General features: G+C 68.5%; 11 protein-coding genes. 4 read left to right on the top strand and 7 right to left on the bottom strand.

What is annotated here, in order from left to right; all coding sequences use genetic code 11:
* Positions 1-149: 149 nt before the first annotated feature.
* Complete coding sequence (locus ABD255_RS07915; protein ID WP_344211400.1) at positions 150-326, top strand: hypothetical protein; 177 nt, start codon at positions 150-152, stop codon at positions 324-326.
* A 325-nt stretch (positions 327-651) separates the two neighbouring features.
* Here ABD255_RS07915 and ABD255_RS07910 read toward each other — a convergent pair whose 3' ends face one another.
* Entirely contained in the window at positions 652-1,665 is a 1,014-nt protein-coding gene (locus tag ABD255_RS07910) for a GNAT family N-acetyltransferase (protein WP_344211398.1), read from the bottom strand.
* Between the two features lie 127 nt (positions 1,666-1,792).
* Between ABD255_RS07910 and ABD255_RS07905 the strand changes: the two genes are divergently transcribed.
* The gene (locus ABD255_RS07905) at positions 1,793-2,668 is read left to right on the top strand and encodes a proline dehydrogenase family protein (protein WP_344211396.1); all 876 of its coding nucleotides are present in this window, start codon (positions 1,793-1,795) and stop codon (positions 2,666-2,668) included.
* On the opposite strand, the gene ABD255_RS07900 is transcribed toward ABD255_RS07905, so the two are convergent.
* A complete protein-coding gene (locus ABD255_RS07900; protein ID WP_344211394.1) occupies positions 2,570-4,114 on the bottom strand; it encodes an MDR family MFS transporter in 1,545 nt (514 codons plus the stop codon). The two genes, ABD255_RS07905 and ABD255_RS07900, sit on opposite strands and share 99 nt — an antisense overlap.
* A 105-nt stretch (positions 4,115-4,219) precedes the next feature.
* Between ABD255_RS07900 and ABD255_RS07895 the strand changes: the two genes are divergently transcribed.
* Positions 4,220-6,502 (top strand): NACHT domain-containing protein, encoded by a 2,283-nt coding sequence (locus tag ABD255_RS07895; RefSeq protein ID WP_344211392.1) that lies wholly within the window; start codon positions 4,220-4,222, stop codon positions 6,500-6,502.
* Here ABD255_RS07895 and ABD255_RS07890 read toward each other — a convergent pair.
* From ABD255_RS07890 to ABD255_RS07870, 5 genes are all read right to left on the bottom strand, one after another.
* A complete protein-coding gene (locus ABD255_RS07890; protein ID WP_344211390.1) occupies positions 6,485-7,093 on the bottom strand; it encodes a TetR family transcriptional regulator in 609 nt (202 codons plus the stop codon). The two genes, ABD255_RS07895 and ABD255_RS07890, sit on opposite strands and share 18 nt — an antisense overlap.
* On the bottom strand, positions 7,090-7,914 hold the full coding sequence (locus ABD255_RS07885) for an SDR family oxidoreductase (protein WP_344211388.1): 825 nt from the start codon (positions 7,912-7,914) through the stop codon (positions 7,090-7,092). The genes ABD255_RS07890 and ABD255_RS07885 overlap by 4 nt, the downstream gene beginning before the upstream one ends.
* Positions 7,907-9,472, bottom strand: coding sequence for an AMP-binding protein (locus ABD255_RS07880; protein ID WP_344211386.1), 1,566 nt, complete (start codon positions 9,470-9,472; stop codon positions 7,907-7,909). The genes ABD255_RS07885 and ABD255_RS07880 overlap by 8 nt, the downstream gene beginning before the upstream one ends.
* A 75-nt stretch (positions 9,473-9,547) precedes the next feature.
* Positions 9,548-10,705 carry an acyl-CoA dehydrogenase family protein gene (locus ABD255_RS07875; protein ID WP_344211384.1) on the bottom strand — a complete coding sequence of 386 codons (1,158 nt, stop codon included), beginning with the start codon at positions 10,703-10,705 and terminating at the stop codon, positions 9,548-9,550.
* Complete coding sequence (locus ABD255_RS07870) at positions 10,702-12,741, bottom strand: acetyl/propionyl/methylcrotonyl-CoA carboxylase subunit alpha (RefSeq protein WP_344211382.1); 2,040 nt, start codon at positions 12,739-12,741, stop codon at positions 10,702-10,704. The genes ABD255_RS07875 and ABD255_RS07870 overlap by 4 nt, the downstream gene beginning before the upstream one ends.
* 59 nt (positions 12,742-12,800) lie before the next feature.
* Between ABD255_RS07870 and ABD255_RS07865 the strand changes: the two genes are divergently transcribed.
* Positions 12,801-13,997, top strand: coding sequence for an RNA-guided endonuclease InsQ/TnpB family protein (locus ABD255_RS07865; protein WP_344211380.1), 1,197 nt, complete (start codon positions 12,801-12,803; stop codon positions 13,995-13,997).
* The last annotated feature ends 22 nt before the right edge of the window (positions 13,998-14,019 follow it).

The raw sequence follows: 14,019 nt of genomic DNA, 5'->3' as shown, positions 1-14,019 counted from the left end.
ATGTCCTGAAGAGGTCCGGCAAAGGTCCGGTCCAGGTCCTAGAGCGGTCACGGTCGGCTTGTGCACCATTACTGCCATGACAACCAGTAAGTCCAACTGGTTGCAAGGGCTCAGAGTTACGGGGTGAGCAAGCAGTGACTGTTGCGGAGATGACGTCGAGGCAGCACCGGCGCAGAGTGCGGGTCTGGTTCGGCGAGCACGTGATCGCGCAGTACGTGGCGGAACCACCGCTGGCAGCGCGGTACGAGCAGGCGATGCGGAGGCGGTTCGCTGGTCTCCGGGTCACCAACGACGTACTCGGTCCGCAGCAGGAAGCGGACAACTGACCAAAGCTCGCCGGGTCCTCCTCAGACCCTGGCGGTTGCTCCTGGGGTCTCCTCACATCCAGGAGTGGCGATTGAAGGTCCGGGGCACTCCTCAGCTCCGGACAAAACCCGAGGTGCGGTCCGGGGCACTCCTCAGCTCCGGACCGCACCGCCCATCGGCCCGGCTGGGCCGGCGGCTGAGTCCCTGTATCGCCGCCGCCCAGCCGTTCCAACCACCTCCTGGCCGACACCTCGGGCCGGGCGGGGGCCGATGACTGGTGACACCTCACCACCAGTCATCCTCCGAGGTGGCCGACTCCGCTGTGTGACCGCCGCGCCTGGGCGGTCACACAGCGGAGCCATCTCCGGTGCGGGTCAGGTAGACAGCGAAAGGCGCGTCCGGGTGGACCCCGGGCCGGCCCTCGGCCTGGATCTCGCCGGCGTGCTTCATCCCGAGCCGCTCCATCACGGCGCGCGACGCCTCGTTGTGCCGCTCGGTGAAGGCGATCACCGACCGCGCGCCCAGCGTTCCGGTGGCGAAGTCGAGCCCAGCCCGGCCGATCTCGGAAGCGAATCCCCGACCGCGGAACTCACCGCGCAGCGCCCATCCCAGTTCCAGTCGATCCGCCGTCCACTCGCCGCCGTCGTCCAGGACCGCGGCGATCCTCTCGGCGTACTCCCCGCTCAGCCTGTCCAGCCCGCCACGACCGACCAGTTCACCGGTCGACCGCTCGTACGCGATCCACTTGCTCACGCTGTTGGCTTCCCACCGGCCCTGGTACTCCGCCGCCCGCCGCGCAGATTCCTCGGGAGACCACGCGCCGCCGTACCACTGAGCCACCCACGGGTCCGCGTGCACGACCTCGAGGTCCGCTACATGTCCGGTGAGGACCGCGGTGGGTCCGGTGATCGGCTCGAGCCGCAGCCGCTCCGTGAACCTGGTCCGGACCGCGTGCGCCACGATGTCCCGCAACCGGCGATCCCCGTCGGTCCGGTTCACCATCAGCAGTTCGAGGTCGTCCGGCCCGACCCACGCACCGGCGTCGTGCTTGCCCTCTTCGAGGCGCGGTTGACCCAGGTCGCCGTCGATCGTCACCAGGTAGTCGAGCTCCCGGCGCACCCGGCCCTCGTACTCCCACTCCCAGTCGGCGACTGCGGCCACGATGCCCCGGACCCGCCACCCGGTCTCCTCCTCGACCTCCCGGACCAGCGCCTGCTCCGGCGTCTCCCCGTCCTCCAGGTGCCCGCCGACGATGTCCCAGATCCCCGGGAACAACCTGCGTTCCGCAGTACGGCGGTGCACGTACACCCGGTGCTGCTCGTCCTGGATCAAAGCCCCAACACAATCCACTGGCCGCATGACCAACAACCTAAACTCAGCCCCCGTTTCCAGCGCACCGAAATACGTCGGCCGAGCGGTCCTCCTCGGCCTCACCGCGATGGCTCTGGTCGCTCCGATGCCCTTAGGGGCTGGCAGACTCGGCGGTATGCGTGCGGACCGGGCGATCCTCTTCAAGCTGGCGACCAACGAGCGACTCGAGCAACTGGTGAAGGGTGTGCCGGGCGGTGAGGAGAACGCTTGGCGCGCGGCCTCCCGCTATGTGGCCGGGCGGACCCGGGACGAGGCGCTGACGGTCGCAGGCGAGCAGCTGGGCAAGGGCCACGGCATCAGCCTCGACCTGTTCGGCGAGATGTCCACTGACCCGGCTGAGGCTGTCCGCGTCGCCGACGAATACGTAGAGCTGACCAAGCTGGTCCCGGCGCCACCCGCTGACGTCTGGCTGTCCCTGGACCTCTCGCACCTCGCCCTGGACGTAGACCCGGCCGGTGCCGCCGATCAGGTCGCCAGGATCGCGGAAGCACTCCCACCCGGCCGCCTGCTCCAGATTGGCGCCGAGGACACCGCTAGCACCGACAAGATCCTGCAGTGCGTCCTCGAAGTCGCCGGCCGCGGCCTGGCCGACCGCCTCGGCGCTACGGTCCAGGCGAACCTCCTCCGCTCCCCGGAAGACATCGACCGCCTCGCCTCCGCCGGAGTACAGATTCGTCTCGTCAAGGGCGCGTACATCGAAGCCGCCGGCGCCCACCCGTACGGCGAACCCACAGACATCGCGTACCTCCGCCTGGCCCACCAGCTAGCGGCCTCCGGCGCCCGCTGGTCCCTGGCCACCCACGACGGCCGCCTCCGCGAGGCAGTCCTGCTCTCACTCGGCCCCGTCCCCGTCGAGCAACTACTAGGAGTCCGCCCCGAAGTGCTCGACGACCTACACGCCCGCGACATCCCCACCCGCGTCTACATCCCCTACGGCCCCGACTGGTTCCGCTACTGGCTCCGCCGAGTAGCCGAATCCCGCGGCGCCTAGTTGCGGGGGTTGTTCGACTACTCGGTTGGGCATGAAGAGGACGGCTACTACCAGGAGGACCGCGGCGGCTGCGGCGCCGTAGTACACGTCGTGGATGGCTGGGGCGAGGATCTCGCCCGGGAGGTGTGCGAGGTCGTCGTGGCTGTTGCCGAGGCGGGAGGCGACTACGCCGTTCGCGACGGCGCCGAAGATGGCGACGCCGACCGCGCTGCCCACCGAGCGGGCGAACATGTTGGCGCCGGTCACGACACCCCGGCTCTTCCAGTCGACCGAGGACTGGGCGGCGACGACGCCGGGTGAAGCCGAGAAGCCGAGGCCGATGCCGATCACGAAGCAGGCCAGGGCCAGGTAGAGCACCGAGCTGTCCGGGGTCACCGTCAGCAGCAGGCCCGCGCCGATCACCACGATCGCCGAGCCCATCACCATCGTGGTGCGGAACCCGACCCGCAGGTAGATCCGCCCCGCGAAGGACGCCGCGATCGGCCAGCCCAGCGTCATCGCCGCGAGCGCGAACCCGGCGACCAGCGCGGACGTCCCGAGCACCCCCTGCGCGTACAGCGGCACGTACGTCGCGAGCCCGATCATCAGTACGCCGATCAGCAGCGCGGACGAGTTCGCCGAGTTCAGGACGCGTTGTCCCAGCACCCACAGCGGCAGGACCGGCTCGGGAGCACGTCGCTCGACGAAGGCGAAGACCACCAGCAGCAGCGCGGCCACGGCCAGGATCGCGATGCTGGTGGGCGAGTCCCAGGCCCACATCACGCCGCCCTCGAGCAGACCGAGCAGCAACAGCGAACCGCCGACGGCGAGCAGGATCGTGCCCGCGTAGTCGATCTTGTGCCGGGTGGTCTGCTTGACGTCCTCGTGGAACCGCCGGAACAGCACCCAGCCGGCGGCGACCCCGAGCGGGACGTTCACGAAGAAGATCCACCGCCAGGAGACGAAGTCGGAGAAGACGCCACCCAGCGTCGGGCCGACGAACGACGCGATGCCCCAGACGCTGGCGATGTAGCCCTGCACCTTGGCCCGCTCGGCCACCGAGTAGATGTCGCCGACGATCGTCATCGCGATCGGCTGGATCGCCCCCGCGCCGAGGCCCTGGATCAGCCGGAACGCGATCAGCGCCGGCATACTCCAGGCGAAGCCGCAGAGCACCGAGCCGAGCACGAACAGCGCGACTCCGAGCAGCATCAGCGGCTTGCGGCCGCGCAGGTCGGCGAGCTTGCCGTAGATCGGTACCGAGATCGCTTGGGCGAGCAGGTAGATCGAGAACAGCCAGGGAAACTGGGTGAAGCCGCCGAGGTCCTCGACCACCGACGGAACGGCGGTGGCCAGGATGGTCGCGTCGATCGCCACCAGCCCGACGCTCAGCATCACCGCGAGCAGGATCGGCCCTCGCTCGGACCGCAGCCCCACACTGGCCCGGTCGATCCGCTCAGTAGTCATGACAAATGGCAACTTACGCGATGGGAGAACGATTCCCTGACCGGACAATCACCAGATGAAACGCTGAACCGTACGGGCGGACCGCTGGCTCGATACGCTCCGTGGGTGAGGATCCACGGGCTGCTGAGGGTCATCGTGCTGGTCCTCACCATCTCGCTGACCCTGGTGCTGCTGCCGATCGCCATCAACGTGGGCACCGGCGGCACCGCTCCGGCCTTCCTCGAGCCGTACGTCGACTGGACCTGGCCGGTCATCGGCCTGCTCTGGCTGGTCGCGATCGTCACCGGCCTGATCGAGTTCCGCAGCCGCCGCACGGTCAGCCACAACGCCAGGTCGGCCGACCAACCCCGCAACCGCCCGAATGCCCTGGCCCGCGTCCAGCGCTACCTCGATGACCGGGTGGCCGGCTCGCTCGCCTCGAAGACCCGCCTCGCGCTGGCCCTCGACGAGCGCCCGGACGCGGTGGTCCGCCCGTACGACCTGCTGGTGCAGCCGATCGGCGGCAGCCTCACGGAGGTGCGGGAGAACGCCGATGTCGCGGCCGTCTTCGACGATCTGCAGGACTCGATGCTGATTCTCGGCGCGCCAGGTGCAGGCAAGACCACTCTGCTCCTGGACCTGGCGCGGACCCTCGCTGAGAAGGCCCGCAGCAATCCGGACCAACCCATCCCGGTGCTGGTGGACCTGGCCGGCTGGAGCACTGCGGCCAACACCAGGCGCGAGTACGACGACCCCGGCGACAGCGCGCTGCTCGCCGGATTCGTCCGCTGGCTACTGGACGAACTCGACGGCCGCTACCAGATCCCCGCAGCGGTAGGGCGGATCTGGCTACGCAAGGGCAAGCTCTGCCTCCTCCTGGACGGTGTGGACGAGATCGCCAGCCAGCAGCGGGAGAAGCTCGCCACAGTGCTGGAAGAACTCCGTCGCCGCTACCTGATCGGCCAACTGGCTGTCACCTGCCGCATCCAGGACTACGAGCAGCTACCGCAACCACTCCGCCTGTACGGCGCTGTCCACATCCGCCCGCTCGGACGCCAGCAGGTGCTCGACTACTTCGCCGCCGTCGGCCAGGAGTTGGCCGGCGCCCGAGCCGCGATCGAGCAGGACGACGACCTCTGGGACCTGATCAACTCCCCGCTGATGCTCAACGTGGTCGCGCTCGCCTACCAGGGCCGGGACGCGCGGGACATCGCAGCAGGCGCGGTAGAGGACCACCGCCGGGAGTTGTTCGACACCTACGTCTCCGAGGTCCTCGCCCGCTACCGGCCGACCAGCCGTCAGTACGGCTCACGCGCGGCGGTCCGCTCGCTGTGGTGCCTCGCCTGGTGGAGCAAGACCCGGGCCGGCGACCAGATCGCCATCCCGCGCCGCCTGACTCCCACTGGTTGGTACGGCCTGGACCTACCGGCTGTCACCTTCCTGGCCCACATGGTCTGCCTACCGGCCCTGTTCGCCGGCCTCACCGCTGGAGCCACCCTCGCCACCACCATCCTGTACGGCGTACCGGCGGGGCTGGCCGTCGGCGCGTACGGACTCATCCTGGTCCACGTGCACCCACGGACCTGGTGGGTCCTGCAGGACCGCCAGCAGCAGCCGCGAGCTCTACTGGCCGCGGTGATGGTCGCAGCGAGCCTGGTCGCCGGCACGGCGTCGATCTATCTGGTGGTCGGCGTGGTGTCGGTGCTGCCGCCCTGGCTGGCTCTGGCGGCACAGGCGGCGATCGTAGGTGCCTCCTACGGGCTGGAGTTCATCCTGTCGCCCGGCAACCAGCGACGGTTCCTCCTCAGTGGCCGACTGATCACCGTGACCGTGCTCAGCGTCCTGGTCTTCTCCTGGGCGGACGATCCCAGCGCTTTCGTCACCGGCACCGCGATCGGCCTGATGGTTGCCCAGGGCATCCGCTTCGTGAAGGCGCTGCCACTGGATCACCAGGTGCACCCGCACGGCCCGCACGAGTCTCAGGAGACCCGGCAGGCGATCTGGCGGATGGACCCCTGGGTGGCGGCGGGTGTCCTCGCGGCGGTGCTGGCGGCCGCCGTACTGGGTGCTGGACTCGGTGGGCCCGAGGCAGTCCTCGGAGTACTGGCTGGTGGGTTCGCCGCCAAGGCCTGGCGGCGGCGGGCGCCGTTCTTCGCGGGCGGATTCTCCCGGTTGCTGCACGGCTTCCTGCTCCGGTGGAGCGGCTACCTGCCCTGGCGGCTCCGCTCCTTCCTCCGGTACGCCGCCGACCGCTACGTCCTGGCCCGGACCGGCCGAGGCGAGTACGCGTTCATCCACCTGCTCGTCCGCGACCATCTGGCCGACTGCGACCCTGATGCGCTGGCACAGAAAGTAGACGAGCGAGTCGCGGCCCGAGCCGCTCGCCGACAACTAGCGCGCAGCAACTAGCGCCTGGTCGAGGATGTGCGCCCACTGCCGCACGATCCCTCGCCGCCGCGGCGCATCGTCAGTGAGCAGGTCGGCAAGCCCCAGTCCTCGAGCCATGTCCAGCACACCCTGCACGGTCTCGCGGACCCCAGGAGTCCGCTCATCGACCGACAGCACCTCCAGCAGCGCCCGGTGCGCCTGCCGCCCGACGTGAGCTTCCAGCCGCACGATCTGCTGCCGCAGCGGCTCCTCAGTAGAAGCCGCAACCCACAGATGCAGCGCAGCCCGGAACAGCGGACCCGTATAGACGTCCGCCAGCATCCCGACGATCGCCTCTGTCCGCCCCTCACCGCTGGGCAGCCGCCCGGCCTGCTGACGAATCTCCGCCAGCCGCACCTCGGTCATGTACTCCACAGCCGCCGCAAAGAGGTCCGCCCGCGTCGGAAAGTGGTGCTGCGCAGCACCCCGCGACACCCCGGCCCGAGCGGCGACCACGGCGACAGTGGTCGCCGCGTACCCGACCTCGGCCAGGGACTCCAGCGCCGCTTCCAGGAGCTTCTGCCGGGTGGCCCGGCTCCGGTCCTGCTGCGGCTCCCGCAGGGCCTCGCTCACTGCGACTCCAGGAAGATGTCCGGCGCCAACTCCGCCTCACTCGCACCCAGCCTGTACTGCGAAAAGTCCGTCACCCCTGCCCCGGCAAGAACCTCATCATCGATCAGGAACTCCCCGGTCCGCCGCCCCGTCAGTACGACGTACGCCGCGTCCGCCACGATCTCCGGACTCCGCGACCTCTTGCTGGCCTCGGTGCCGCCGAGCAGGTTCTGCACAGCCGCGGTGGCGATCAGCGTGCGCGGCCAGAGCGAGTTCACGCAGATCCCGTCGCCCTTGAGCTCCTCGGCCAGCCCCAGCGTCGTCAGGCTCATCCCGTACTTCGCCATCGTGTACGCGAGGTGTCCACCGGCCCAGCGGGGATCCAGGTTGAGCGGAGGCGACAGCGTCAGGATGTGTCCGGCGGGGGACTTGCGGAGCCAGGGAATGCACGACTTGGACAGCAGGAACGTGCCGCGCGCGTTGATGTCCTGCATCAGGTCGTACCGTTTCATCGCGATGTCCGCGGTCGGCGTGAGGTCGATCGCGGAGGCGTTGTTCACGACGATGTCGATCCCGCCGAACTCCTCGGCCGTACGCCGTACCGCCTCGGCGACGGACTCGTCCGAGCGGACGTCACCGACGATCGGCAACGCCCGCCCGCCGGCCGCCTCGATCTCCGCGGCGGCTGTGTAGATCGTGCCCGGCAGTTGCGGATGCGGCTCGGCGGTCTTCGCCAGCAGGGCCACGTTCGCGCCGTCGCGGGCGGCCCGGAGCGCGATCGCCAGGCCGATCCCGCGACTGCCGCCGGACATCAGGATGGTCCGGCCGGCCAGATCACTCACGCGTCGCCTCCCTTGCCCTCAGCTCGCGCCGCAGAATCTTGCCCGAAGCGGCCTTCGGGACGGCGTCGATGAACTCCACCTGCCGGATCTTCTTGTACGGCGCCACCCGCTCCGCGACGTACTGGATCACGTCCTCAGCGGTCAGCGAGACCCCCGGCATCGGCACCACGAACGCCTTCGGTACCTCGTTGCCCTCAGCCTGTACTCCGATCACGGCGGCATCGGCGATCCGGTCGTCCGTCAGCAGCACCGCCTCCAACTCGGCCGGCGGCACCTGGTACCCGTGGTACTTGATCAGCTCCTTGACCCGGTCCACGACGTACAGGTAGCCGCGTTCGTCCACCCGGCCGATGTCGCCGGTGTGCAGCCAGCCGTCCGGGTCGATCGTCGCGTCGGTCTCCGCGGGCCGGCCGAGATACCCCTTCATCACCTGTGGGCCGCGGATCCAGATCTCGCCGGACTCGCCCTCGGGTACGTCGTCGCCGTCGGCACCGACCAGCCGCATCTCGGTCGACGGGAACAGCTTGCCCACCGCGCCGGACGGCGGATCGATGGCATCCTGCGGTACTGAGTGCGTCCCCGGCGAGAGCTCGGTCATTCCATAGGCCTGCAGCACCGCGTGCAACCCCAGCCGCTTCGCGCACGCCTCGGCCAGGTCGCCGTCCAGCGGAGCCGCGGCACACGTGACGTACTTCAGCGCAGACAGGTCCACGTTGTCGACGGCCGGGTGCTTGGCCAGCGCGAGCACGATCGGCGGCGCCACGAAGGCCCGGGTGATCTTCTGCTCGTCGAGCACGGTCAGGAACTGCTCCAGGTCGAACTTCGGCAGCACCACCACCGTCGCCCCGAGCCGCAGCGGCAGGTTCATCAGCACGGTCAGCCCGTAGATGTGGAAGAACGGCAGGATCGCGATGATCCGCTCGTTCTCGCCGACCTGGATCGTCGGCTCGGCCTGGGAGATGTTCGTCGCGATGTTGCGATGGGTGAGCATCACGCCCTTGGCCGCACCGGTGGTGCCACTCGAATACGGCAGGACCGCGACGTCGTTGGCCGGGTCGATCTCCACCACCGGCTCGGGCGCGGTGGTCGCCATCAGGTCCATCACCGACCGGTATCCCTCGGCCGCGTCGCAGACCAGGATCTCCTCGACGTCGGTGCCTTCCACCGCGGCCGTCGCGACCGGCAGGAAGAGCGAGATCGTCACCAGCAACTTCGCCTTCGAGTCCACCAGTTGCTTGTGCAACTCGTTCGCGGTGTAGAGCGCGTTGACCGTCGTGACGGTGGCGCCGGCCCGGGTCGCGCCGTAGAAGACCGCCGGATAGATGATCGTGTTCGGGCTGTACAGCGCGATCGTGTCGCCGTGCTTGATACCCGACTCGGCGAACCCGGCGGCCATCCGCCGGCTCATCCCGTCGAGCTGGGCATAGCTGATCTCGCGACCGCTGACACCGTCCACTAGGGCCGGCCGGTCGCCGTACTCCTGGGCGCGGCCGAGCACGGCGTCGTGGATCGGCACGTCCAGGATCTCGACGGGTGGGAACTCACTCTGGATGACCACTGGCGGGGTCCTCTCTGCTCGGCCTGTCAGGTGCGGACGACGATGTCTGATTGCGGCGGGGTGTCTCGTGCACAGCTAGTAGGACTTCGGTAGACCAAGGCTGTGTTGCGCGACGAAGTTGAGGATCATCTCCCGGCTGACCGGAGCGATCCGGCTGGCCCTGGCGGCGTTGACCAGCGACGCCACGCCGTACTCCACCGTCATGCCGTTGCCGCCGAGCGACTGGACGGCCTGGTCGGTGGCGCGGGCGGTCGCCTCGCCGGCGGCGTACTTGGCCATGTTCGCGGCCTCCCCCGCGCCGAGGTCGTCACCGGCGTCGTACAGGGCGGCGGCCTTCTGCATCATCAGCCGGGCCAGCTCCAGCTCGATCTTGCACTGGGCCAGCGGGTGCGCGATCCCCTGGTGGGCGCCGATCGGGGTCTTCCAGACCTGGCGTTCCTTGACATAGGCAACGGCCTTGCCGAGGGCGTGCCGGCCGATCCCGATCGCGAACGCCGACGCCATGATCCGCTCGGGATTGAGCCCCGCGAAGAGTTGCATCAGACCCGCGTCCTCCGAGCCGACCAGCGCCTCGGGCGGTAGCCGGACGTCGTCGAGGAAGAGCGCGAACTGCTTGTCCGGGCTGATCAGGTCCATCTCGATCCGCTGGAACTCGACGCCGTCGGCATCGGTCGGCACGATGAACAGAGCGGGTTTGAGCTTGCCGGTCCTGGCGTCCTCGGTCCGCCCGACGACGAGCACGGCCTTGGCCACGTCGAGCCCGGAGATGTAGACCTTCCGGCCCGACAACGACCAGCCCGCGTCCGTACGCCGGGCGGTGGTGGTGATCCCGTGCGAGTTGGACCCGGCGTCCGGCTCGGTGATCGCGAAGGCCATCGTGGTCGTGCCGTCGGCCAGCGTCGGCAGCCACCGCTCATTCTGCCCGTCGGTGCCGAACCGGGAGATGACCGTGCCGCAGATCGCCGGCGACACCACCATCATCAGCAACGGGCACCCGGCCGCGCCGAGCTCCTCCAGCACGATCGAGAGGTCGCCCATGCCGCCGCCACCGCCGCCGTACTGCTCCGGCAGGTTCACGCCCAGGTAGCCGAGCTTCCCGGCTTCCTGCCACAGCTCGGTGGTCTGCCCGCCGCTGCGCGCCCGCTCGTTGAAGTAGGCGTACCCGTATTTCTTGCCCAGTTCGCTCACCGCCGCCCGCAACGCCCGGCGTTCCTCGGTCTCGACGAAGCTCATCCGTCCACCCCTTCCGGTCCCTGTACGACGGCCAGCACCGCGCCGACCTCCACCTGCTGCCCCGCACTCACCGCGAGCTCGACCACCACTCCGTCGGCCGGCGCGGAGATGGTGTGCTCCATCTTCATCGCCTCCAACCAGACCAGCGGCTCGCCTTGCTTGACCGAGTCCCCGGCTTCCACGCCCACTCGGATCACCGTCCCCGGCATCGGCGCCACCAACGACCCGGCCGCGATCTGCTGCGCCGGATCCGGGAACCGCTCTACCGGTGCCAATGCCACCGACCCCAGCGCGGAGTCGACGCACACCAACCCCGGGTACGCCGCCACCGCAAACCTCCGCCGGACGCCTCCGACGTCAAGCACCACCAGCTCGGAGTTGACGTCCACCACCTCGAGATCACCGTCCACAACCCACCCGTCGCGGGTCGCCCGATAATGCACCTCGTACGTCGAGTCGCCGACGCTGTACGCCTTCTTCTGGGACTGGGAAGGCAAGTTTCGCCATCCGGCAGGCAACCCCCGCTGGACCTTCGCCTGACTCCGACTCCTCGCGGCGTCCGCCAGCGCAGCCACTATCGCGGACAAGTCCTCCGTCGCCGGATCAGCAAGCGGTTCCGCCAGCCCAGCCACCTCCGGCTCCGCACTCCGCGCGGTCGCGGCAGGCTCGCGCTTCAAGCCGTGGCGTTCGAAGAACGCCGTGTCGGTGTCTCCAGCGAGGAAAGCGGGGTGTCGCAGGGTCCGAACCAGCAGGTCCCGGTTGGTCCGCACTCCGTGGATCTTCGCCTTCGACAACTCCCCAGCCAGCCGGGTTGCCGCCTCACCCCGGGTCGCGCCCCAAACGACCACCTTCGCCAGCATCGCGTCGTAGTACGGCGAGATTTCCGAACCGCTGTCCACGCCCGAGTCCACCCGCACCCACGGCATGCCCTCCCGCGGACCGCCCGGGGCGAAGGTTGAGCCGGGTAGCTCGAAGCGATGCAGCGTGCCGGTCTGAGGTTGCCAGTCGCGCGCCGGATCCTCGGCGTACAAGCGCGCCTCGATCGAGTAGCCGACCGCAGCGGGTGGCTCACCACCCAGTGCCTCGCCGGAAGCGATCGCGAACTGCAGTGCGACCAAGTCCAGCCCAGTCGTCGACTCCGTCACCGGATGCTCGACCTGGAGCCGCGTGTTCATCTCCAGGAAGTAGAACCGCCCGCTCTCGTCGGCCAGGAACTCGACAGTCCCCGCACCGACGTACCCGATCGCCTCCGCGGCCTTCCGCGCCGCGTCGAACAGCTCGGCGCGCATCGCCGGAAGCCGTTCCACCAAAGGCGAAGGAGATTCCTCGATCACCTTCTGGTGCCGCCGCTGGATCGAGCACTCCCGCTCGCCGACCGCCCACACCGTCCCGTGCTGATCCGCCAGCACCTGTACCTCGATGTGCCGCCCGGTCGCCAGATACCGCTCGCAGAACACCGTCCCGTCGCCGAACGCCGACAACGCCTCCGCGGACGCCGCGTCGATCTCGGCGGCAAGATCCTCCAACCGGTGCACCACGCGCATCCCGCGGCCGCCACCACCGGCCGACGCCTTCACCAACACCGGCAGATCGCTGGAATCGACCTCCGCCGGCGTCAGCTCGGCCAGCACCGGAACCCCGGCGGCCGCCATCAGCTTCTTCGCCTCGATCTTCGAGCCCATCGACGAGATCGCCTCGACCGGCGGACCGATCCAGGTCAGCCCGGCCTCGACCACCGCCGCCGCGAACGGCGCGTTCTCGGACAGAAACCCGTAGCCCGGATGAACCGCGTCCGCCCCGGCCCGCCGCGCCGCCTCGATCACCAGGTCGGCTCGCAAATAGGTCTCACCCGGCGCGTTGCCCGGAAGATGCACCGCGGCGTCCGCCTCCCCGACGTACGGCGCGGTCGCGTCCGCGCTCGAATGCACCGCCACCGTGGACAGCCCGAGTGAGCGCGCGGTCCGGAACACCCGCCGGGCGATCTCGCCACGATTCGCCACCAGTACCGAGGTGATCGTTCGCGCCGGAGTGATCATGAGCGTCGACCTGTCGCCTGACACATTCCTCCGTTCAGAAACTGTCGGTGGTCTGAGGGATGGTTGATGGCATGTCGAGGTTCCGGCTCTATCCCGCACCCGCGCAGGAACGGACGTTGTCTCAGCACTGCTCGCATGCGCGATTCGTGTGGAATCTGGCGGTGGAGCAGCACTCTCATTGGCGAAGAGATCGGCCGAGAGCTCCTGGGCTCGCTGAACAATGCAGGCAACTGACTGAAGCCAGACAGGAATTCGGCTGGCTGGCCGCAGGATCGTGCACGGTTCAGCAACAAGCACTCAGTGACTTCTCCAAATGCATGGCCGGTCACACCGCGGGCCGGACTGGTCGACCAGGCTGGCGGAAAAAGGGCCGCCACGAGGGGTTTCGGATCGTCGCCGTACGCACGAACCAAGTCCGGCGCGTGAGCAAGCGCTACGGACTGGTCTACATACCCAAGGCTGGCTGGGTCCGATTTCGGTGGAGCCGAAGCGTTCCTCCGGCGAAGTCCTATCGAGTGACGAGAGACGCGGCCGGCAGATGGCACATCGCCTTTGCGATGATCCCGGAGCCAGTTCGTGGCCCCGGGACACGGGCCTTGGTCGGGCTCGACCGTGGGGTTGTCAACTCGGTCACCCTGTCGACGGGCGAGCAGCTTCGCTGTCCTAGCATGAGCCCATCGCAGGCGAAGCGTTTCGCCAGGCAGCAGCGTCGCCTCGCACGAGCCCGACGGGGATCGAAGCGACGGGCCAAGGTGTTGCAGGTCCTCGCCCGCAGTAAAGCCAGAGAAGTTGATCGCCGAAAGGACTGGATAGAAAAGGTCAGCACGAACCTCGCGCGACGTTTCGACATCATCCGCGTCGAAGATCTGCAGATTGGCAACATGACCCGCTCCGCCCGAGGCACCCGGGAGGCTCCGTCGCGTCACTCCAGTCGCAAGGCCAAGCTCAACAAGCGGATGCTTGCGAGTGGATGGGGTTTGCTGATCCGTCGGTTGGAAGACAAGGCCGGAAGGCGTGTTGAGCGAGTAAGTGCCTACTACACCTCCCAGAGATGTTCTGTTTGTGGATACCGCGCGCCACAGAACCGCAAGAGTCAAGCGGTTTTCGAGTGCGGAAGATGCGGTCACCGAGACGACGCAGACATCAACGCTGCAAAGAATATCGCGGCCGGACGGGCCGTGACTGCACGAGGAGGCATGCCGATGGGCAAGCCAATGAATCGTGAACCTCGACACGCGACCTCCTCGGGGGCGTAGTTGGAACCTCCACCTATTTGGT

The sequence above is a fragment of the Kribbella sancticallisti genome (assembly GCF_039530625.1).
GTDB classification, from domain to species: Bacteria; Actinomycetota; Actinomycetes; order Propionibacteriales; family Kribbellaceae; genus Kribbella; species Kribbella sancticallisti.
The sequence above is the reverse complement of the archived record's forward strand: the minus strand, read 5'-3'. Positions and strand labels throughout refer to the sequence as shown.